Annotated in this window: 14 protein-coding genes and 1 pseudogene; 6 read left to right on the top strand and 9 right to left on the bottom strand. The window is 72.6% G+C overall.

What is annotated here, in order from left to right; genetic code table 11:
* The 5 genes and pseudogenes from ABZ714_RS28600 to ABZ714_RS28580 form a co-directional block, all read right to left on the bottom strand.
* Positions 1 to 633: pseudogene (locus ABZ714_RS28600) on the bottom strand (condensation protein); the annotation flags it as partial.
* Entirely contained in the window at positions 630 to 5,012 is a 4,383-nt protein-coding gene (locus ABZ714_RS28595) for an alpha-(1->3)-arabinofuranosyltransferase family protein (protein WP_358828240.1), read from the bottom strand. The gene ABZ714_RS28595 and the pseudogene ABZ714_RS28600, both read right to left, overlap by 4 nt.
* Positions 5,009 to 5,812: a class I SAM-dependent methyltransferase gene (locus ABZ714_RS28590; protein ID WP_358828238.1), complete on the bottom strand. Its 804-nt coding sequence runs from the start codon at positions 5,810 to 5,812 to the stop codon at positions 5,009 to 5,011. The genes ABZ714_RS28595 and ABZ714_RS28590 overlap by 4 nt, the downstream gene beginning before the upstream one ends.
* Before the next feature lie 6 nt (positions 5,813 to 5,818).
* Positions 5,819 to 7,231, bottom strand: coding sequence for a glycosyltransferase family 4 protein (locus tag ABZ714_RS28585; protein WP_358828237.1), 1,413 nt, complete (start codon positions 7,229 to 7,231; stop codon positions 5,819 to 5,821).
* A 472-nt stretch (positions 7,232 to 7,703) separates the two neighbouring features.
* Entirely contained in the window at positions 7,704 to 8,693 is a 990-nt protein-coding gene (locus ABZ714_RS28580; RefSeq protein WP_358828236.1) for a DUF3068 domain-containing protein, read from the bottom strand.
* Between the two features lie 331 nt (positions 8,694 to 9,024).
* On the opposite strand from ABZ714_RS28580, the gene ABZ714_RS28575 reads away from it, so the two are divergent.
* A complete protein-coding gene (locus ABZ714_RS28575; protein ID WP_358828235.1) occupies positions 9,025 to 9,177 on the top strand; it encodes a hypothetical protein in 153 nt (50 codons plus the stop codon).
* 4 nt (positions 9,178 to 9,181) lie between these two features.
* Positions 9,182 to 10,489 (top strand): helix-turn-helix domain-containing protein, encoded by a 1,308-nt coding sequence (locus tag ABZ714_RS28570; protein WP_358828234.1) that lies wholly within the window; start codon positions 9,182 to 9,184, stop codon positions 10,487 to 10,489.
* A 48-nt stretch (positions 10,490 to 10,537) separates the two neighbouring features.
* On the opposite strand, the gene ABZ714_RS28565 is transcribed toward ABZ714_RS28570, so the two are convergent.
* The gene (locus ABZ714_RS28565) at positions 10,538 to 12,484 is read right to left on the bottom strand and encodes an SMI1/KNR4 family protein (RefSeq protein ID WP_358828233.1); all 1,947 of its coding nucleotides are present in this window, start codon (positions 12,482 to 12,484) and stop codon (positions 10,538 to 10,540) included.
* A gap of 415 nt (positions 12,485 to 12,899) precedes the next feature.
* Between ABZ714_RS28565 and ABZ714_RS28560 the strand changes: the two genes are divergently transcribed.
* Together ABZ714_RS28560 and ABZ714_RS28555 are read left to right on the top strand one after the other, a co-directional pair.
* Complete coding sequence (locus tag ABZ714_RS28560) at positions 12,900 to 14,300, top strand: hypothetical protein (RefSeq protein WP_358828232.1); 1,401 nt, start codon at positions 12,900 to 12,902, stop codon at positions 14,298 to 14,300.
* Between the two features lie 104 nt (positions 14,301 to 14,404).
* Positions 14,405 to 14,839: an SgcJ/EcaC family oxidoreductase gene (locus ABZ714_RS28555; protein ID WP_358828231.1), complete on the top strand. Its 435-nt coding sequence runs from the start codon at positions 14,405 to 14,407 to the stop codon at positions 14,837 to 14,839.
* A gap of 62 nt (positions 14,840 to 14,901) precedes the next feature.
* Here the strand turns inward: ABZ714_RS28555 and ABZ714_RS28550 are convergent, their stop codons facing one another.
* The 3 genes from ABZ714_RS28550 to ABZ714_RS28540 form a co-directional block, all read right to left on the bottom strand.
* Positions 14,902 to 15,384, bottom strand: coding sequence for an ester cyclase (locus tag ABZ714_RS28550; RefSeq protein ID WP_358828230.1), 483 nt, complete (start codon positions 15,382 to 15,384; stop codon positions 14,902 to 14,904).
* 124 nt (positions 15,385 to 15,508) lie between these two features.
* Entirely contained in the window at positions 15,509 to 16,012 is a 504-nt protein-coding gene (locus ABZ714_RS28545) for a flavin reductase family protein (protein WP_358828229.1), read from the bottom strand.
* A 179-nt stretch (positions 16,013 to 16,191) separates the two neighbouring features.
* Positions 16,192 to 16,602 carry a nuclear transport factor 2 family protein gene (locus tag ABZ714_RS28540; protein WP_358828228.1) on the bottom strand — a complete coding sequence of 137 codons (411 nt, stop codon included), beginning with the start codon at positions 16,600 to 16,602 and terminating at the stop codon, positions 16,192 to 16,194.
* A gap of 879 nt (positions 16,603 to 17,481) precedes the next feature.
* On the opposite strand from ABZ714_RS28540, the gene ABZ714_RS28535 reads away from it, so the two are divergent.
* Complete coding sequence (locus ABZ714_RS28535; protein WP_358828227.1) at positions 17,482 to 19,659, top strand: BTAD domain-containing putative transcriptional regulator; 2,178 nt, start codon at positions 17,482 to 17,484, stop codon at positions 19,657 to 19,659.
* Positions 19,660 to 20,118: 459 nt separating this feature from the next.
* Complete coding sequence (locus tag ABZ714_RS28530; protein ID WP_358828226.1) at positions 20,119 to 20,979, top strand: BTAD domain-containing putative transcriptional regulator; 861 nt, start codon at positions 20,119 to 20,121, stop codon at positions 20,977 to 20,979.
* Positions 20,980 to 21,066 lie beyond the last annotated feature (87 nt).

Raw genomic sequence — 21,066 nt, 5'->3', positions numbered from 1 at the left:
CCCGCCGGGGGGGCCCCGGGCCCCCGGGGGGGCGGCCCCCCAGGGCCCGGCCCCGGGCCCCCCCCCCCCCCGGGGCCCGGGGGCGGGGCGGACGGGGGGCGCGGCCGGGGCGTCGGCCCGGCCGCCGTACAGCTCGGCGGCCGTCGCCAGGACCCGCAGCGCCGCGGGCGCGTCGAGGGCGGTGTGGTTGACGGTGGCGAACAGGGCCGTACCGCCGGGCCGTCCGGGGTCGGCGACCAGCTCCAGCCGGATCGGCGGGGACGCCGACAGCGGCGGGGCCGAGGCCAGACACCGCTCCCTGGCCCGTTCGAGCGCCCCCGGCTCCGGCGCCGGGGCCGCCACCAGGGCGACGTCCGGGTCCGGGGCCGGGGTGAGCTGCCAGAAGTAGCGGCGCCGGTACCAGGGGCCCGGCGCCTGGCGTACCCCGGCGCGCGGGTGGCGGCGGAGCGCCTCGGCGAGCGCCTGCCGGAGCCGGTCCGGATCGGGCCGCCCGGGAAGCCGGATCTCGATGTGGATCGACTCCGGCTCCTCCTCCCGCAGGCAGTGCCGCGCCAGCTCGTCCACGACCGGGAACGGCACCAGGACGGGCCGCCCGGCGGCGGCCGGGCGCGCGGGTCCGGCGAGTGCGGTCACCGGACGTCTCTTCCGGAGGCGCCGGGGGAGCCGGGGTCGTACGGCCGGGTGGTGCCCGGGGCCGTACCGCTCGGGGGAGCCCCGGGCGGGGGTACGTCCGGGTATCCGGCCGCCTCGTGGGTGCCACCGGGAGCCGGTGCCGTACCCCTGCTCTTTCCGAGGCGGAAACGGGAGCCCGTACCGGAGCCGTTGCCGGGCTCGGCCGCGGGTTCCCGGCCGTCGCGGCCGATTCCGCCGACGGTTACCAGGGCGGCGAAGAGCGCGGTGAACGCCAGCACCTGGGCCGTGTGCCCGAACGGGCCCGTCCCGGCGGCGAGCGGCTCACCCGCCCCGGTGGCCGCGACGATCCCCGCCCCGGCCATCGCGGTGAAAGCGACCGGCACCAGCAGGGTGTGCCGCCACAGGGCGATCAGGGCCAGCACCGGCACCAGCAGGGCCAGCCAGCCCGCGACCACCACGGCCACCAGCGTCAGCGCCACCAGCCCGAGGACCGTACCGGGACCGCCCGGAACCGGTACCGCCTCCGTACCGTGGTCGGGGTTCTCCTCGCGCCTGCGGTAGAGCACCAGGCCGATCAGGGCGAGCAGGGCCACACCGCTGACGATCAGCCCGACCTCGTACACCTGGTCCGGCTCGTACGCCAGCTCGATCGTGCCGCCCTCGCCCGCCGGGATCTCGAAGCCCTGCTGCCAGCCGTCGAGCCGGAGCGACTTGAGTTCCTTGCCCTTGAGGGTGGCCTTCCAGCCGTCGTTGAAGTTCTCGTACGTCGTCAGATACGAGACGTCGCCCCGGCCGACCGACACCTCGCGGCGGTCGCTCAGCCAGTCGCCGACGGTGATGGCCCGGCCTCCGACGGCGGGCGCGGCCGGGTTGCCCCGGGTGAGGGTGACATCGGTGATCGCGAGCGGACCGGCGTCCCCGGCCTCGACCTTGTGCTGTCCGGCGGCGAGTTCGAGCGTCGGATCCTCCGTGCCGTCCTGGCAGAGCGTCACCTCGATCGGGCGCCGCTGCCGCAGATCCCCGACGGTGCCCTTCGCGCTGGTCGAATGAAGGGTCTCGTCGACCAGCAGGGCCGGCCCCCGGCCGCACGCCAGGGTGAACGGGGTATCGGCTTCGGGCTGCGCGGTCCGGTACTTCGCCAGGGCCGGAACGTGCAGCTCGGAGAGGCCGACGGGGAGCTGGAGATCGTCACCGGCGACCGGGTTGTGCAGGGTCACCGGAGCGGTCTTGGTGATGGTGATGTCCAGCCGGTCGGTCTCGATCGGCGCGAAGCGGGCCCAGCCGTTGTCGTCCACATTCGCGATCGCCGCCCCGTCGGGCGAGCTGATCTCGATCTTCGTGGGGCGGGCCGAGAGACCGCCCGCGGCGGCCAGGACCAGCGAGTCCACTTTCTGCTTCGGGTCGGTCCAGGTCAGCCGGACCACCGGCTTGCTCCCGGCGATCCACGCGGTCGACAGATCGCCGTCGGTCAGATTCCGCGGCGAGAGACCGGTACCGAGACGGGCCGTCGAGTCGGCGGTGGCCGTGATCCGGCCCGGCTGCCCGGGCTCGGGCGGCGCCACCTCGTACAGCAGCTTGTCCAGGGCGTCACCGGGTACCGGGACCGCCTTCGCCTTCACCTCGTACGACCCGGCGGTACCGGTGGTGAAGGAGCGGTGCAGCCCCGGCTCCGTTCCGGCCGGGGAGAGCCCGCCCGGGTCGGACGGCCGGTGCAGGGAGACCAGTTCGCTCGCGGCGTCCGAGTCCACGCCGTCGGTGGGCAGCCGCAGCATCCGGGTCACGGTGACATCGGGTACGGAGATCTCGGCGAATCCGGCCCCGGCCAGGCCCGGCCGCCCGGACTCCACGGCCAGGATGGTGATCCTGAGCCAGCCGGTCTCACCGGCGGGCGCCTCGATCGTCTGGGGCTTGCCGTTGGTCGCCAGCGGGCTGATCGTGCTGCCCTTCTCCGTCTGCACCTTCACCCGGGTCGCGGCGGACCGCACCCCGTCCTGGGGGAGCGGGGTCACGTCCAGCGTCGACGGCAGGGTCTTCTTCCCGTCGAACGCGATCCGCAGCCACTGGCCCTTCGAGCTGCCGGACACACCCGTGGCCCACGCCGTGTCCGGGTTCCCGTCGAAGGCGTTCACCGGGTCGTACTGCGGCAGATGGAAGAGCCAGTTGCCGCTGGACGACGCCGTCACCGTACGGGCCCCGCGCAGTTCGGCGACCGTCTGCCGGTTCGCGCCCTTCACCGGCAGGATCTGCCGGGGCTCGTCCCCGGGGTCCTGCATGCTGCCGGAGTGGTTCCGCTCGTCCTCGGTGTACGTGTACGAGGTGTTGGTGTTGACCAGCCCGAACCGGGTGTCGGCGCGGCGCAGTCCGTCACCGGTCACCTGGAGCGCGGGCCGGTCGACACCGGGATGCCGGTCGCCGGTCAGTACGGTCGGCCGGCCGCGCAGCGACGGATCGGCCGAGAGCGGCAGCAGCGACTCCGGCCCGCCGGACACCACGGCCGTATCGGCGGCCGGGTAGATCCCGGCCCGGTCCGGCCGCCCGAAGCCTTCGGCGGGCGCGTAGATCTCGACCGCCCGCTGGCGCGGATAGAGCCCCTCGACCTGGAGCGGGGTGTCGTCCGCGATCCGGCCGCCGGTCATCACCGGGCCGAGGCCGGTGACCCGCTCGTAGCCGGACTGCTCCAGCGCCCGCTTCACGGTCGGGGTGGGCACATAGCCGATCTGGTCCGGGTCGAGGTCGTTGCGGACCACCACGTAGTGGAGTCCCGCCCGGCCCAGGTAGTCCCGCAGTCCGGGGATCTGGGCGCCGGTGAGCAGGGCCTGCTCCACGGCGTCCATCGCCCGCCGGTTGCCGGGCGTACCGAACGGGACGTAGTCGCGCTGCGCCCACGGCGATTCGGCGAGTACGTCGAGGGGCTGGTCGATGGGGGAGCCCCAGGTGTAGATGCCGTGCGCGGTGGCCGGGACCACCAGGGCCCGGGTGTCCGGGGAGTTCTTCTTCAGCCAGTCGGCCGTGGCCTCCCAGTACGTCGGCAGCTTCTGGAACGAGCCCGGCTGCAGTACGGCCCCGGTGACATACGGCAGGGCGAGCCCGGGGAGCACCAGCACCGCCGCGATCAGCGGCGCGTACCGCCGTCCCCACCGCACCCCGTGGCCCGGCCGCGCCCCGCGCGTCCGCTCGGCGACAGCGGTCAGATGGACCAGCCCCAGCACCAGGGCGAGCGCCAGACCGGGCTGGAACTTGTAGATGTTCCGGAACGGCGCCAGCGCCCCGTCCAGCAGATCCTGTACGGACCCCGCGAACGGCCCGCCGGACTTGCCCGCGTATCCGGCGAGGGTGAGCAGGGCGACCGTCGTGACGGTCAGCACCAGCCAGCGGCGCTCCGGCAGATCCCGCCGGGCCAGCCCGGCGAGCCCCAGCGCGGCGGCCAGCGCCGAGCCGAGCACGACCGGCACCGATGCCGCGACGCTCCATCCGGCGGGCAGCCACGCCTCGCCGAAGTGCAGATACGCCACCCAGTTGCCCGCGCCGCGCAGGGTCTCGGTGGCCGCCATGGTGTCCGTGGTGACCCGGGACGTCTCGATGTACGGCAGGAAGTTCTCACCGTACGTCCCGAGGAGCAGCAGCGGGATCACCCACCACAGCGTCGCCAGCAGCACCCCCGGCACCCACCACACCAGAAGCCTCAGCTTCCGGGGGCTGTTGGGACGGGAGAGCAGATAGAGGCCGACGGGGAGCAGCGACGCCAGGGTCGACGCCGCGTTCACCCCGCCCATGAACGGGATCAGCACGGCGGAGCGCAGCGCCGCGACCCGGGCGGAGTACCGGTCGTCGGTGAGCGGCAGCAGCACCCACGGCAGCAGCGCGCCGGGCAGCGCGGCGGCCGACGTGGAGCCGACGACGATGGTGAACGTCGGCCAGAGCGCGTACACCGCGGCACCGAGCAGCCGGGTCGGACGGCTGCCGACGCCCAGGCGTTCGGCCAGCCGCAGCGCGCCCCAGAATGCGGTGGCCACCACCAGCGACAGCCACAGCCGCTCCGCCAGCCACACCGGCGACTGCGCCAGATCGGCGAGGCCGTAGTAGGGGAGCATCGGGAACGCGTAGCCGATGTACTGGTCGGTGAGTCCGCCGAAGCCGCCGCGGTCGTGCCACAACTGTCCGAGATCGGCCATGAACCCCCAAGGATCGGTGGCGACACCGAGCTTGGTCTCGAACGTCATCCGCCCCGGCGACACCGCCAGGAAGAGCACGAACACCACGGCCCAGAAACCCAGGAGCCACCGCCGCGACCGGGGCCCGTCGGGAGGGTCCTGGGTCGCACCGGTGGTCCGGACGGCCGCCGGAGGGGGAGCCTGGGCCGCAGGGGCCGTACTGGTCATGGGCACCGCCGAAGAATGAGGAGGAGATTCCAGGTAGCGAACTCACGCAGGCCGGGCACCCGGGTCACCGCCCCGGCCAGGAACGGCCAGTAGCGGGACCGGGCCGAGACCACCGTGACGTCGGTCCTGGCCCGTACCTGGCGCAGGGTGGGACCGATGTGCACGGCGAAGAGGTTCTCGCCGAGGGTGTGCTTGGCGCGACGGCCGGTACGCCGCTCGTAGCGGGCCCGGGCCCTCGCGGCGCCCAGATAGTGCCAGGGCGCCCACTCATGGCCGCCCCAGGGGGAGAGCCAGTTGGTGAAAGAGAGATAGATCAGCCCGCCGGGGCGGGTGACGCGGACCATCTCGCTGATGAAGGTCTGCGGATCGTCCACGTGCTCCAGGACGTTGGAGGAGACACAGACATCGGCCGAACCGTCGGCGAGCGGCAGCAGATAGCCGTCCGCGACGACCGCGCCCTCGGGCGGCGCGGGTCCCAGCTCGCGCGGGTCCGGCTCGAAGAGGAGACCGTACGCGCCCCGGCGGCGGACCTCCTCGGTGAGATAGCCGCCCCCGCCGCCGATGTCGACGACGGTCCGGCCGCCGACGGGACCGTCGTACGCCTCGATCTGGTCGACGGCGTCCCGGGCCAGCAGGGTGTAGCACGCCCTCGGGTCCTGCTGCTCCCGCATGAAGGCCCGGAACAGGGCCCACGAGCGGCGGAAGGAGGGGTCCCTGAGCGTCGTGCGGCGATCGGTCGGCCGCGCGAGCCCGGGGGCGGTGCCCGCGACGGCGCGGACGGATGGAGCGGGGGTCGGCATCGGTACTCACTTCCGCCGGGAGGGCGTCGGGGCGGGCTGGGTGGCCTGAGCGGTCCGGGTGGTCCGGGCGGGGTAAGGGGTCTCCTGTGTTCCGGTCCGCCGGGCCCCAGGCCGGGGCACGCCGGAAAGATCGGGCCCGCGGGACTGTCCGGGCATACCGGACAGTCCTCCGTCCGGGCTCCGTTCGTGATCGAGGCCGTGGACGTGGCCGTGATCAGGGCCGCCGACCGGACCGCCGACCGGGCCGCCGGAACGGTCGCGGCTCGCGTCGCGGTGCCGGGCGGCGGCCTCCGCGGCGACGGCGCGGAAAGCCCGCACCGTATTGGTCCAGGTGTATCCGGCCGCCAGCTCCCGGGCGGCCCGCCCCATCGCCGCCCGCCGCTCCGGGTCGAGCGTCAGGGCGCTCCAGGCGGCGGCGAACGAACTCTCGCCCCGGGCCAGGACGCCGCTCACACCGTCGTCGACCGAGTCCCGCAGCCCCGGTACGTCGAAGCCGACCGTCGGTGTCGAACGGATCGCGGCCTCGGTGACCACCAGACCCCAGCCCTCCACGGCCGACGGATGCAGCAGCAGCCAGGCCGAGCAGAGCAGCCGGTGCTTCTCCGCCTCCGTGACATGCCCCGCGAACTCCACACCGGGGCCCGCGAGCCGCTCCAGCCGCTCCCGCTCGGGACCGTCGCCGACGATGACGAGCCGGCCGCCGGTCACCGGCCTGACCCGCTCCCACAGCCGCAGCAGCAGATCGATCCGCTTGTACTCCACCAGCCGTCCCAGCGCCAGGAACAACGGCTCGGGCGAGCGCGGATGCGAAGGACCCGGCTCCTCGACACCGTTGTGCACCAGACGGATCCGGTCCTCGTCGACGCCGATACCGCGGAGCGCGCCCGCCGTGGAGGGGGAGACCGCGACCATCAGATTCCGCCGCTGCGCCTCCCTGAGGGCCCAGTACTCCAGCCGGCGCCCGAGCCGGCCCGCCGGGGCGAGGACCCGGCCGCCGAAACGCATCTCCCACAGCTCGGTATGGACATGGTTGACCAGGCAGAGCGTCGGACCGCGATGCCACAGCGGAGCCAGATACGGCATCCCGTTGCAGACCTCGACCAGCAGATCGCACGGGCCGACCTGTCGCTCCAGGGTTTTGCGGGCTCGCAGGAAATGGCCGAGGTCGCCGCCCGCCGACACCACGCGGTAGTCGCGGTCGGCGGCCGGTCCGCCGCAGACGAGGGTGACTTCATGGCCCTGGCGCTGAAGGCCGTCGGCCAGTCGGTCGACCAGGAGTTCGGAACCTCCGGCGGCGGAGTTGCCGAGGTCCCGGCGGGAGAGGAAGACGATGCGGCGCGGATCGCCGGGCCGCGCCGCGGAGGGCTGAGCGGGCCGGGGACCGGCCGTGCGCAGCGAAGCGGGCACGTGCTGGGGCATGGGTGCTCCGATGCGTCTCGGGGTGCGGAACCGTGCGGCGGCCGCGGTGCGGTACCGCGTCCGGCACGGAAGGGCGGAAGGAAACGGACGGTGCGGGGTCGTGGGGACGGGGGTGAGTTAAGGGCGAGCGGGAGCGGTACGAGGCGGTACGGGACGGGCCGGTGCCGGGAAGTCGTACGGCGATACAGCGGATACGGGCCCTCGGTGGTACGGGTTCGGGACGGGCGGGTCCGGAGGGCGTGCCCGGTCCGGAGCCGCGCCGGGGAGCGACGGATGTCGCGCGCGGTCCCGGTCCCGGTGCCGTCCCGGTCCCGGTGAGCCGGCCCCGGAGGGTACCGGGGCCGCTCGGATGTGACGGGGTACTGCACGGATGGTGTGTTCGGGTGGGTGGGAGGGACAGTTTTCGCCCACCGGTTCATTGCGGCTACTCACCGGGATGACAAATTGCCCAACTGTTACCCGGCGTATCTCATCACCGGGTTGAGGATTCCGGTGCCGGGGCCGCGGCGGGGGACGCCGAGGGGTTCCCGGGACGTCCCCGGGCCACCAGGACCGTGCCCGCCACGGCCAGCAGCAGGCCGAGACCGCCCGCCCCGGCGGGCGCCGTCACCCCCACCAGCCTGAGCTTGCGGTTGTCGGCCTTCGCGATGTCGACCTGGGTCTTCTGCGTCTCCTCGGTGAACGCGATCCGGTCGCTGCGCAGCAGCACCACTTCGCCCTCGCCGGACTTCGCGCCGGGCGCCCGCAGGGTCTTGCGCGGACCGATCGCCGCGTACAGGATCCGCCCGGTCTTCCGGTCCACGACCAGCTCGATCCCCGTGTTGGAGTACCACTCCTCGGCGAGGACCTGGCCGCTCCCGCCCACCAGCACGCCCGGCACCTGCCGCGTCCCGGTCTTCGCCGGGGCGACCTCGCCGGTGAACCGGTAGCCCTCATAGCCCTGGACCTTCTTGGTGCCCCGGAACTCCAGCGGCACGGTGGCGCCCAGCGTGCTGTCCCACCAGCGGTAGGACCGCTTCTCCACATTGAACGGGAACTTCAGATATGCCTCGCCCTCGAAACGGGGCGTCTCCCCGCAGCAGTGCACGGGGGTGTTGGTCTTCCGGTCGGTCACCCAGCGTTCCACGGTCCACTGGAAGGCGTCGGTGGGATCGGACGCGGGCAGCGAGCCCGGGGTGTCGACACTGGTCGACACGTCCCAGACGGCCCGGCCGCTCTTCTCGCTGTCGGCCACGTCGCCGCGGACCTTACGGGTGATGGTGAGCTTTGTCTCATCGACGGTCTTGACCTTCTTGGCATCGAAATAACTGCCCTGACCTGTGAAGACCGTGGTCGCGTCGGTATCGATCGGGGTGCGCTGGGCGCGCGGCTCGACATACCAGGCGAGCATCGCGGCCAGCACCAGCAAGAAGGTGCCTATGCCCAGCAGAACGAGCGAGACGGGTGAGGTGGTACGGCGCATCCGGGCACTCCAGAAGGGGTTCGAGGCGGCTCGACACGGTGTCGGGAAATCACGGTCACGAGGTGACGGAACGTATGCGCGCGGGTGAGAAACGCAGCCGCGGTACGGGGCGGGAACCGTAGGCGCACCCTTGACGAGGTGTCAATGCATTGTTGAAACTGACTCCCGTCGGTCGGGGCCGACGCGCGCCACCAGCGGGACAGCGGGACCGGTAACGGGATCGGGAACCCGTTGACCCCCGCGATACGGGAAATCCGAGGGCACTGGCGCGGATCGTGTGGATGATCCAGGGTGGGGACGACCTTTCGACCGGAAAGGCTGGATCCCCAGCATGTCCAGACTGCTCGCCGCCGCACTCACCGTCGTGGCCGCCGCCGCCCTCGCCGTAGGCGCCGCCTTCGGTGTCGTGGCCGCCCTCGGCGCCACCCCGGACCAGCCCAACACGCCCCTCGTGACCTACGAGACGCCTGCCGGGGAGCGCTGACCGGATGCCCGCACCACCCCCCGGAACCCCGGGCGCGACCACGGCCTCCGCCGGCCCCGGGGACCGGACCGCGCCCCCGGCCGGGGCCCGTTCCGCCTGGCACGACGTACCGCGGAGCCAGGTCCGCCGGTTCGCGGCACTCGCCATGGCCGAGGCCCCCGCCCTGGCCGAGGAGATCCTGGCGGAGATCCGCCGCGAGTATCCGCACGTCCCGGTCATCCTCGACGACTCCGGGGAACCCAAATCCCTCATCGGCATCCGGCGTGCCATCGAGGTCTTCGTCCTCCATGTGGAGACGGGCGAGGACCGGCCCCGCGTCCACCCCGAGGTCTTCCAGGACTTCGGCCGCGGCGAGGGCATCGGCGGCCGCAGCCTCGACTCCCTCCAGGCCATCTACCGGCTCGGCGTCCGGCTCACCTGGCGGCGCCTCGCCGAGATCGGCCAGCGCGTGGACATCCCGCCGCCGGCCATGTACGAACTGGTCGACGCGGGCTACGAATACCTCGACGGCCTGGTCGACCAGTCGGTACGGGGCTATGCCGAGGCCGCCGCCCGGCAGGCCGGGGAACGCCTCCGGCTCCAGCGCGAGCTGATGGAACTCCTCCTCGCCGAACACCGCACCCGGCCCGCCGCGGGCCCGCACGAGATCGCCGCCGCCCTCGCCGAACGCGCCGCCCGGATCGGCTGGCCCCTGCCCGCCAAGGTCGCCGCAGGAGTACTGCTGCGCCCCGCCCGCCAGGCCGTCGCCCCCGCCGTCGGCGAGGGCGTCCTGCTGGACATGGAGGCCGAGCGCCCCCGGGTGGTCGTCCCCGATCTGGACGCGGCCGGACGGCCCGAACTGCTGCGGCGCGCCATGACCGGCTGGTCCGGCGCGATCGGACCACCGGTCCCGCTGGTCGACGCCGCCAAGTCACTGCGCTGGGCCGAGGCCGCCGTCCGCCTGATGGAACGCGGACTGCTCCCGGCGGGGGAGGTCCTGCACTGCACCGAACACACCGAGGCCCTGGTGCTCCTCCAGCCCGAGGAGCTGATCGACGATCTGGCGCGCCGCGCCCTCGCGCCGCTCGCCCACTGCGGGCGGACCCATGCCCGCCGCCTCGCCGAGACCCTGCTCGCCTGGCTGGAGACCCGGGGCGGCGCCCCCGAGGTCGCCGGGCGCCTCGGCGTCCACCCCCAGACCGTCCGCTACCGGCTCCGCCAGATCCGGGAACTGTGGGGCGACGAGATCGACGACCCCGACCGCCGCTTCGAACTCGAACTGGTCCTCCGCGCCCAGCGACTCCGCGGCGACCTGGGCCGGTTCACCCCCTGAGCCCGGTCACGCCCCGGGGGTGGCCCGGGCGCGGCCTGGGGTCCGCCCTCACTCTGCCGGGTCGTCCTCGTCGGGGTCGGCGAGATACCAGCCGATCACCCCACAGGACTCGCCCTCCTGCGGCGGCCGGGTCCAGGAACGGCTGGTGAAGGTATGCAGCCGCCCCTGTGTCAGCGCATGACGCGGCAGCCGGACACCGAACTCCCCTTCCACCGCCGCCAGCAGGGCCCGTTCCCGGTCGGCCCCGCCGTCCGGGTCGGCGCCGTCCTCCGGTGAGCCGAAGAACCGGTCCGGGGCCAGCGCCGCCGGTATCGCGCCGCTCGACCGGACCTCACCGTCGGCGTAGGTGAACGCGTACTCCTCGACCCCGTCGCGCGCCACCGAGAGATGGAAGGTGTCGTCCCCCGTTCTCAGATCGCTCCACACCACGACCGCGCGGGCGCCCGCCGCCGATGCCGCGGCGGCCGGGGAGACGAAGCGCTCTCCGTGGAACCGGGCGGGGCCGGAGTCGAAGGCGAAGCTCCAGCCTTCGCCCGCCCGGCCGACCGCCATCAGGGCCCGGTCATCGAGGGACGAGACCCCCCGTCGGCCCCGATACGCCTCACGATGAGCCTCCCAGGGGGTCATCGGCGGGTTCACCGGCCCTGTGTCGGCAACGCCGCCGTCCATCAGCCGCCCCGGTACGTCCGCCGGCTCCACCCCCTCCATCAGGACGAACCGGTACGACGTGCGGCTGCCGCCCGGGTCGGGCTCTGCGAGCCAGGCCAGGCCGTCCGGATCGAGCCCGGCTGTCGGCGCCGGAGCCGTACCCGACGCTCCGCCCCGGGGTGTGGCGAGCAGTTCGCGACCCCGCTCCTCGGTCAGCAGCGGTTCGAGTACGGGACTCGCCAGCCACCCCAAAGGGGCCAGGTAGTCCGGCCCCGGCGGCTCCCACTGGGGCAGAGCGTCCATCAGCGTCCGCCACGCCGCGTCCGTCTCGCCCCACCGGGCCAGCTCCCGCGCCCGCCCGACCGCTTCCCCGAACGGTCCGGCGGCCGGAGGGTTTTCGCCGAGGGGGATCGGGCCCGGAGCCCCTGTCGCCCACGCCCTCACCTCGCCTCCGGCGCCCTGCAACAGATATGCCGCCGAGTCGTCGCCCCCGGACGCCGGCTCCGTGCGGGTGGCCGTCATCGGCGGCAGCGGCTCGGCCGCCTCGGCCGTGATCAGTCCGCCGATCGAGATCATGTCGGTCCGACCGAGCAAACGGCGGATCTGGTCGCCCAGCTCGGTCGCGTGTGGTCTGCCGTATCCTGCGGCCTCGTCCAGCGCCGCCAGGGCCCCCTGCCAGTCGCCCTTCAACGCCGCCGTCCTGGCCTCTTCGACCTGGGCGTCCAGCCGCCGGGTTGTGGCGTTGGCGAAGACCGGCGCCCCGTCGTCCAGGCCCCGGCGAGCCCGCAGACTATGGAACTCCCGGTGCATGTTCCGCATGAAGGCGGCGAAGTCCTCATGCCGTTCGGGTGGGGCGGCCCGCCAGCTCGCCCAGGTGTACACCGCCCACTCGTCGTTCTCCGCGACGTCCTCGGGGTCCATCAGGACATAGGTGCAGTCGGACTGGACGTCCAGCTGGAGTCCACGCCGCCAGACGTCGACCCCCCGTCGCTCCTCGGGCCCGGCGTCCTCGTCCAGATACTCCTCGAACATCTCCGCCAGCCCCGACTCGTCGTCGTGGCAGCGGATGTGGTCGGTCCCCGCCAGCAGCCGGACGAAGCCGCCCGCGTGCTGCCAGCCGTCGCTGACCCGCAGGAACGACCGGTACGACGGCGGCAACCGCAGGCCCGTCCGCCGCTCCAGGGCCGTGATCCGCTCCTCGGACGCGGGCGGGAACCCCAGCCACCGCGCCTGCCGCGCCGCTTCCTCGTCCTCGTCCCGCGGGTCGTCGTCCACGAGGGAATCCGCCCACTCCCCGCTCCATTCGAGCAGAAAGCCCCGCCAGTCGAACGTCGTGGTGTTCGTCATATCGGCGATGCTGCCACCCGGCACTGACAACGCCCCGCCGCCGGCCGGGGCGACCCGGGCGCCGGACCGTGACGACGTCAACCGGGTCGTCGGCGATTCACCCTTCCAGGGGAGGGTGGCGGAGAGTTCGGCAGTGGCTTTCGGCCAGGACGGGGGCGGCCGTTGTGAGCGGCGCGATCCCTGGGACGGGGGTTGCGGCCCGGGGAGGACCCGGTCCCGGGAGGCGGGCGTGAACTCCGGTACGCGCGCGGGGAAACCTCTGGCACAAGGTTGACCGAACCCGCCCCTTCATCACTTTACGTATCAATGAACCCGCGTTTCGCTACCCACTGTTGCGGGCTGTCGCGGCGTACCAGCGGTACGTGCCGTCGGCGGTGCCCGCCTCCCGACAGCGCAGACTCGAAGGGGATGAACCATGGCCACACCTCCCGCTCCGCTCCGCGTCGCCCTCGTCAACGGAAGCTTCGAGAGCCCCGTCGTCACCGATATGGCGTTTCTGCCGGATGCCTCGCAGACCCAGACACCCGGACGGGTCCCCGGCTGGCTCACCACCGCGTCCGACCATCTGATCGAACTGTGGCACTCCGGCTTCCAGGGCGTGCCGGCGGCCGACGGCGCCCAGTTCGCCGAGTTGAACGCCAACGAGGTCTCGACGCTCTACCAGGACCTCCCCACCACCCCCGGGACCAAGCTGTACTGGCGGCTCCACCACCGGGGGCGACAGGGCCGGGACACCATGGCCCTGGACATCGGCGCACCCGGCGCCGCCGTCGAGCAGCAGCGGTTCACCGACGGCAATACCGAGTGGGGCCACTACACCGGCGTCTACACCGTCCCGGCGGGACAGAGCCTGACACGGTTCGCCTTCCGGTCCATCTCGGCGGCCGGAGGCAACCGCGGCGTCGGCAACTTCCTGGACGGCATCTTCTTCGGGACCGCACCGTTCGTGGTCCTGGAGAAGACCGCCGTGCCGATGGGGCCGCTGGAGGTCGGTGACACCCTCACCTACCGTGTCACGGCGCGCAACGAGGGCGGCGGCGACGCCGAGAACCTCGTCCTCACCGACGCCGTACCGGAGGGCACCACCTATCTGCCCGGTTCCCTGCGGATCGTCGACGGCCCCGGCACCGGTGTCAGGACCGACACCGCAGGGGACGACCAGGCGGAGTACGACGCCGCGTCCGGCAGAGTCGTCTTCCGGCTCGGCGCCGGGGCCTCGGCCGGTCAGGGCGGCAGTCTGCCCAACACCCTCGCGCTCCCGGCCGGGACGACCGCCGAGTACCGGGTCGTGATCGACCGGGCCGCGGGAGGAAAGAGGATCGTCAACACCGCCACCGCCACCTACGAGAACCGGCTGGGGGAGCGGCCCGAACCGCTGACCGCCACGTCCGACGAGGAGATCACCGAGGTCAGGCCCGCCGCCGACCTGGCGGTGACCAAGGCCGCCGACGGGACCACCGTCACCGTCGGGCAGACGGTGACCTACCGGATCTCGGTCCACAACAAGGGCCCGAACCGGGCGACCGGAGTCACGGTCACCGACCGGCTCCCCGAGGGCCTCGCCTTCCTGACGGCCAAGACCGCGTCGGGCGGCTACGACCCGGCCACCGGTCGGTGGACCGTCGGCGAACTGGCCGAGGGCGCGACGGCCACGCTGGTACTCCGGGCCAAGGCCACCAGGCCCGGACCGGTCGAGAACACCGCCACCGCCACCGCCGTCGAGAAGGACCCCGACCCGGCCGACAACACCGACTCGGTGACCATCTGCGTCGAACCGGCCCCCTCCTGCTGCGACCCCTGCGCGTCGGAGGGATGACCAGGGCCCGGCCCCGGCCCGGCCGCATGGCGGGCCGGGGCCGGGTGACTCACACCAGTACACTGGTCCAGTCACTCGAACATTGGTCTAGTGAGGGAGGGTTCATGACGGTCGACGAGGTCATGGCCGAGCTGGAGCAGTCGTGGAACACGGCCGACGGGGCCGCGTGGGCGGCACACTTCGAGGAGGACGCGGACTATGTCGACGCGCTGGGCCGCATCCAGAAGGGGCGGGCCGTGATCGCGGCCGAGCACCAGAAGATCCTCGACACCGTCTACCGGGACAGCAGGCTGCGGATGCGACGGCTCACCGGCCGGACGATCGGCGGCGGCCTGGAACTGGTGCACAGCGCGACCGAGCTGGAGGTGCCCGCCGGGCCCCGCGCCGGGCGATGGCACTCGGTCCAGACACAACTCTTCCGCGCCGGACGGATACTGGCGTTCCACAACACCATGCGGACGGACGTGGCCGACTTCTGCGGCCGGGACGAGGACTTCGCCCGGCTCTCCCCGCTCCAGTGGGGGGCCGGTGCCGTGTAGCGCCGCCGCCCGGACGCCGGGTCGCACCCCCGGCGCGAAGGCGGGCCGGAGCCCCGGGGTGCTCATCCCGGGGCTCCGGCCTCCCCGGTGAGCTGGGCCGTGAGTGTCTCCGTGTCCGGGGCGATCCACTCCTCGGTGAGGAGGCCGCCTGCCACCCCGTACAACTCGATACCGGAGTACTCGACGCGGCGGCCGGTGGCGGGCAGGCCCCGGAACTCGCCCAGGTGCGTGCCCCGGATCGTCACCCGGACCGCGACCCGGTCGCCCGTGCCGAAGGCGTCGTCGACCGTGACCCGGAAGTCGGGGAAGGCGGTACGCATCACCTCCACGTTCCGCCGCCACGCGGCACGGCCCGTCATCCGGAACGGCATCCCCGCGATATTGATGCCGAAGTCCTCCGTCATCATCCGGGTGCAGGCGTCGAGATCACGGCGGTTCAGGGCGGCGAAGGCGGCGCGGATCAGCGCGACGGGGTCCTCCCCGGGCCGCGCCGGTACGGGTACGCGTTCGGATACGGATACGGGCACGGGTATGTCGCCGGTCATGGCGGGACCTCCGACGGGTCGACGGCGGATCGGGCCGGTCGAGCCCGGCCCCTTTGGGGCAGGGGCGCGGGCACGTCACCAGGACACACCCTGACGCCGCGACAAGGTCAACCGCTGCGGCCCCTCAGGGGATCGCCCGCAGCGTGCCCCGGTGGAAGACGATGGACGAGCCCGCCGACGCGGTACCCAGCGCCGCGACCCGGGCCAGTACGAAATCGTGGTCGCCCAGCCTGCGGACGTCCTCGATCCGGCAGTCAAGCCAGGCCGCGGCGCCGGGGAGCAGGGGATTGCCCGAGGGCGACGTACCGTACGACAGTCCGGCGAACTTGTCCGTGCCGCTGGACGCGAACCGGGCGCACAGCTCCTGCTGGTCCCCGGCGAGGACGTTCACGGCGAACGTGGGCGCTGTCCGCATCTCCCGCCAGCTGGTGGACTTCTCGTCGATGAAGACGCCGACCAGCGGCGGCCGCAGGGAGACGGAGACGAACGAGCCCACCGTCAGGCCCGCGGGGCCGAGCCGGGTCGCCGCCGTGACGACGGTGACGGCGGTCGGCACCTCGCGCAGGACCCCGCGCAGTACGGCGGGGGCGATCCGCGCGCCGGCGGGCGCGGACGAAGTCGGGCCCATCGCTGACCTCCCGGTCGAGTCGGCCTGGCCCGACCCTGCCAGCCCGGCCTCGCGCGCCGGTCGCCCCCCGGTCGCGGTTGGCAAGGAGGCGCCCGCCGCCTGCCCGGCAACTCCCTCCGCGCGCCGGTCCGTCCCGGCCCCGCCGACGGCCCGGCGGGGGCGGGACACCGGCTCCGCCGTCAGCCGGCCGGGAAGAGCGTCCTGGTGAAGTACTGGGTGTCGAAGTACTCCCGCATCACGGCGATCCGGCCGTCCCGGACGGTGTAGACCGAGACGATGTCGGTCTCGTACGGCACCCCGGCGCGGGCCGTGGACCGGGCGACGCAGTCCAGGACCACCGTGTCGCCCTCGGCCACCAGCCCCCGGGTCTCCACGGTGTAGGGGGCGTCGGGGGTGAACCGCTCCATCAGCGGCAGCATGAACTTGTTGAGGATCTCGTCGAATCCGACCCACGCCCCGGCCAGCGGATGATCGCCCGGGATATGGAACACGGCATCGTCGTGAAGGGTGGCCGTGATGGCCTCCGGGTCCCGTGCGTCGATGGCCCGGAGATAGGCGAGGACGACACTTTTCGCGTCCGGATGCGTCATGGCGGCTCCTGTAGTCGAGACGAGAAGTGCATGTAGAGCGGGTGGAAAGCGCTGTAGGCGGAATCCGGGATTTCCGTTCCGCTTATCCGGTGGGCCGGAGTCGCGGACCGCCGGAATCCCGCGGTCCGTCGGTGAACGCGAAGATCGCGGTCCCGGCGGCGCCGAGCGCGGCAGTTCCGCCCGCTCAGGACGTTACACGGGTCGGCCGACCACCAAATCCGGGCAATGAGTAGGGAAAAGTGGTCGAAGGGAGTTCAATTACCGTCCGCGGAGGGGTGGGAGGGCGTGGAATGGGTCTGCCGTCCTGAGCAGCGCCGATGGGGCACGGAGCGGCTCGTGGAGTGGCCGGAAACGCGCTGGAACCAGAAGAGGGGCACTGATACTTACACTTGTTTCAGGACATCACGAAGGTTAATGTACCTCCACAAGCCAGGCGCGGATTGACCGCCGATGGGGCTGGCATACGTCACACACGGGGTTCCGTCGCTGATCTGACAGCGGCGGAGTGACACGCATAGGGGACATCGCGCATGCAGCAGAACTGTGCATCGAACACTCCGGAGTACCGCGCGCCACGGGCCGCGGACACCGACTGTCGACCGTGCGGTGCGTCCGCGGGACGCCCGGGGCGGAATTAGCTGTTCCGTTCCGTTGTCGCTCCGGCGGTGTGCGGACATCGCCGGGCCGACGGCGCGGAACCGCGGCCCGAAGCCGAACCCGGTCCTGGGATCGGAAACGATCACTCATGGGCCGACCGGGGGACGACACCCGGAGCTTCGGGTCCGTCGGCGCGCGGAGACATCCGCGACCCGGGGATCAGATTCCCGCAAAGAAACACACCAGTCCGCTGTCTCGGATTAAGTCAATTGCGGAGCAGTCATGTGGTTTCGAGTGCTAGGACCATTAGAAGTCGTCAAAGAAGATCACATCATCCCGCTGGGCGGTACCAAGCAGCGGGCGACACTGGGCTATCTGCTGCTCAACGCCAATCGCGTGGTGTCGTCGAGGGAGCTCCTCGGCGCCCTCTGGCCCGACGGCGCCCTCCCGGCCACCGCGCGCAAAATCCTCCAGAACGCCGTATGGGGCCTGCGGGGCGCCCTCGCGGCCGACCGGGCCGACCGCCAGGCCGGTGTCCTGCTCACCAAGGCACCCGGCTACGTCCTGCGGATCGACCCGGACCAGGTCGACCTCCACCTCTTCCACCGCGGGCTCCGCGAGGGGCGCGCCCTGCTGGAGTCCGGCGCCTCCGCCGAGGCCGCCGACACCCTCCGCAACGCCCTGGCGCTGTGGCAGGGGCAGGTCCTGGCCGACCTGGTGGAAAGCGGGATCAACTGGCCCGAGCTGGCCGCGGCGGCCAGCGCCCGGCTGGACGCCATGGAGGACTACTTCGAAGCCGAACTCCGCTGCGGCCGGCACCAGTCGATGCTGGGCGCGCTGGAGGCGACGGTCGAGGCCGAACCCCTGCGGGAGCGGCTCTGCGGCCAGCTGATGCTCGCCCTGTACCGATGCGGCCGACAGGCCGACGCGCTCAATGTGTACAGCCGGGTCAGGGCGTCCCTGATCGAGGATCTCGGCCTCGAACCCCAGCGGGAGCTCCAAGCCCTCCAACAGGCCATCCTGCACCAGGACTCGGAGCTGTCCCCGGCGGCGACCGGTTCGCCGACGGTCGCCGCCCCGACCCCGGCCCCGACCGCGGCGCCGGTTCAGGCCGTGGCGGCCGCCCGTGCCGCGCCCGGCGCGCGGCAGGAGCCCGTACGGACCGGTTCCCCGCGGCCGGTCGTCCCGGCGCCCGCCGCCGAGGCGGCATCGCGCGCCGGGGACGCCGCCCGTGAATCGGACGGCCCGGAGGGGCGGCTGCCCGCCAGCCGCCGCCCGGTCAGTGTGCTGCTGCTGGACGCCCGGCTGACCTCCGGGCCCGACCGGAGCAGGCCGGAGGGCGCCGACGAACTCCGCGACACCGTCACCGGACGGATCCGGGAACTGGTGCACGGCTTCGGCGGATCGGTGATCTGCTCGATCGGCTCCACCCGGCTCGCGGTCTTCGGCCCCGAGGGCGGCGGTGACGGCTACGCCGAGCGGGCGGTCCGCGCGGCGCTGGCGATCCGGGGCGAGTTCCACGCCCCGGACGGGGTGATCCCGCTCAGCCGGTCGATCCGCCGGGCCTGCGAGGTCACGGTCAGCGCCGCGGTGGCCACCGGGCAGGCGCTGCTGCGGTACGAGGAGCGCTGCTCCGAGGCCCTGGCCTCGGCGGACGGGTCGCTGCTGGACGAGTGCCAGTCCCTGCTGTCGCTGGCCGCCCCGGGGGACATCCGGGTCTGCGACGCCACCTGGCGGATGACCGTCCCGGCGCTCTCCTACGTCCAGGCCGGGGAGGCGCCCCGGGTCTGGAAGCTGACCCGGACACCGCGCCGGGACGAGCGGGCCCAGCGGCCCCGGGTGGTCGACCGGGAGATCGAACTCGACGTCCTCCGCGGCATGCTGGAGCGCGTCCGGCAGAGCGGCACCCCGCATGTGGTGACGGTCTTCGGCGAGGCGGGCACCGGCAAGAGCCGGCTGCTGGAGGAGTTCGAGCGGCGGGCCATGGGGCAGCCTTCGGCGATGCGCTTCGTGGTTCCCGGCGGCCTCGGCGGCGACGGCGAGACCTGCTGCGACGCGCATCTCTTCCACTCCCGGATGAGTCCGCTGCTCGATCCGCACGGCGCCGAGACCCGCAAGATGGACCTCGGCCAGCTGGCCCGGTCCACCCGGACCCCGCTGGTCGGCCTCGAACCCCACTGTCCGCTGGTGGTGATGGTCGACGATCTGCACGAGGCGGACGACGCCGTACTGGACTTCATCGGTGCCGTCGGTCAGGAGACCGCCGAAGGCGCCGTGTTCATCGTCGCCACGGCCCATCCCAAGTTCCTGGAGCGCCGTCCGGGATGGGGCGGCGGCGTTCCCCGCTTCACCACCCTCTCCATAGGCCCGGCGGGGGCGGCGGCCCGGCCGCTGCCTTCGCCGTCCCGGGCCGATCTCGTCGGCCGGAGCTTTCCCGGCTATGCCGACTGCACGCCCTGACACGGGCGATATCCGCCCCGGCGACCCCGGAGCGGAGCGCGCCGAGGGGACGGAGCCGCCATGGCTCCGTTCCCTTTGCGTCGTACGGCCGCCGGGGCATACGGCGACCGGTTCCGGTTCTTCGTCACGGCTGACACTCTCGTCACTGCGGTACCGGGCCGACCGCTGCCCCGGGCCGTGAAGAATATATTCACGGCGTATGTCGAGTGGCTTTGGTCATGCCCCGGTAACCGTCCCGAATGGTGGAATTCCGCCCGGTCGGTGAGCGCAACGGTATGAGCCGTCGATTGACGCGAAATGTGCGACGACGGCTAGCATCATATTTTAGCTGCAATTGAATCGCATTTTACTCGACTTCGCCAGTACGCCAGGCAAAAGATCCAGGTCGCTTACCGGGAAGGTGTACGAGACATCGTGGAATTCTCCGTACTGGGACCTCTGCGGATGCTTGAACGCGGGGTGTCCTACACACCGACTGCACCGAAGCAACGGCAACTGCTGGCCTTGCTCCTGCTCAACGCGAACGAGGTGGTGTCGACCGGTACATGTATCGAAGAGCTGTGGGAGGACGCTCCTCCCAACAGCGCCCTGTCGACCCTTCAGTCGTACATCCTCCAACTCCGGCGCAGTTTGCGCCGGGTGCCCCGGATCGGCAGTCTTCAGGCCGCCCGGGGGATTCTGGAGACTCGCGACGGGGGATATCTGCTCGCCGTGGCCGACGGTGAACTCGACGCCGACCGGTTCTGGGGGCTCGTCAGGGAGGGGCGCGGGGCGCTCCGGCACGACGACGAACGGGGTTCGGCCCGGCTGGCGGAGGCGCTGAGGCTCTGGCACGGCGCCGCGCTCTCCGACGTCCAGCGGGGGCCGGTGCTGCGGGCGCACCTCGTGGGTCTGGAGGAGGAGCGCGTCAGCGTTCACGAGCAGCGGATCGCCGCCGATCTCCGGCTGGGGCGGCACCAGGAACTGCTGGGCGAGCTGAGCGGACTCACGGTCCGCTATCCGACGCACGAGAGCCTGCACGCCCAGTTCATGCTGGCGCTCTACCGGGCGGGCCGGCGGACCCAGGCCCTTGAGGTGCAGCGGCGGCTGAGTACGGTGCTCCGTACCGAGCTGGGGCTCGATCCGTCGCCCCGGCTGCGGCGGCTGCACCAGGCCATCCTCATGGGGGACGCGACGATCGACGCGCCCGCCGACACGGACGGCGTACTGTCCGCCGACCGCCCGGCGCCGCCGTCCGGCCGGGGCGCCGCGGCGGCGAGCGGTGAACTGGTCGCCGCCGCCCGGACCGCGCGCCGACGGGAGCCGCTGCTGAAGCGCTGAGCGCGGTAAGGGGGTAAGGGGGTAACGGGGGTAAGGGGGGTAAGGGGGTAAGACCTCGGAAGGGGGCCGGTACGACACCGCGCGGGG

Source organism: Streptomyces sp. NPDC006798, assembly GCF_040635975.1.
In the GTDB taxonomy this organism is placed as follows: Bacteria; Actinomycetota; Actinomycetes; order Streptomycetales; family Streptomycetaceae; genus Streptomyces.
Note: the sequence above shows the minus strand (reverse complement) of the source record. Positions and strands in the feature narration are given on the sequence as shown.

What these genes read in the sequence shown, in the direction of transcription:
- ABZ714_RS28575 (WP_358828235.1), top strand. Translation starts at nt 9,025, where the DNA reads ATGTCCAGACTGCTCGCCGCCGCACTCACCGTCGTGGCCGCCGCCGCC.
- ABZ714_RS28590 (WP_358828238.1), bottom strand. Translation starts at nt 5,812, where the DNA reads ATGCCGACCCCCGCTCCATCCGTCCGCGCCGTCGCGGGCACCGCCCCC.
- ABZ714_RS28555 (WP_358828231.1), top strand. Translation starts at nt 14,405, where the DNA reads ATGACGGTCGACGAGGTCATGGCCGAGCTGGAGCAGTCGTGGAACACG.
- ABZ714_RS28595 (WP_358828240.1), bottom strand. Translation starts at nt 5,012, where the DNA reads ATGACCAGTACGGCCCCTGCGGCCCAGGCTCCCCCTCCGGCGGCCGTC.
- ABZ714_RS28540 (WP_358828228.1), bottom strand. Translation starts at nt 16,602, where the DNA reads ATGACGCATCCGGACGCGAAAAGTGTCGTCCTCGCCTATCTCCGGGCC.
- ABZ714_RS28570 (WP_358828234.1), top strand. Translation starts at nt 9,182, where the DNA reads ATGCCCGCACCACCCCCCGGAACCCCGGGCGCGACCACGGCCTCCGCC.
- ABZ714_RS28550 (WP_358828230.1), bottom strand. Translation starts at nt 15,384, where the DNA reads ATGACCGGCGACATACCCGTGCCCGTATCCGTATCCGAACGCGTACCC.
- ABZ714_RS28585 (WP_358828237.1), bottom strand. Translation starts at nt 7,231, where the DNA reads ATGCCCCAGCACGTGCCCGCTTCGCTGCGCACGGCCGGTCCCCGGCCC.
- ABZ714_RS28545 (WP_358828229.1), bottom strand. Translation starts at nt 16,012, where the DNA reads ATGGGCCCGACTTCGTCCGCGCCCGCCGGCGCGCGGATCGCCCCCGCC.
- ABZ714_RS28560 (WP_358828232.1), top strand. Translation starts at nt 12,900, where the DNA reads ATGGCCACACCTCCCGCTCCGCTCCGCGTCGCCCTCGTCAACGGAAGC.
- ABZ714_RS28580 (WP_358828236.1), bottom strand. Translation starts at nt 8,693, where the DNA reads ATGCGCCGTACCACCTCACCCGTCTCGCTCGTTCTGCTGGGCATAGGC.
- ABZ714_RS28535 (WP_358828227.1), top strand. Translation starts at nt 17,482, where the DNA reads ATGTGGTTTCGAGTGCTAGGACCATTAGAAGTCGTCAAAGAAGATCAC.
- ABZ714_RS28565 (WP_358828233.1), bottom strand. Translation starts at nt 12,484, where the DNA reads ATGACGAACACCACGACGTTCGACTGGCGGGGCTTTCTGCTCGAATGG.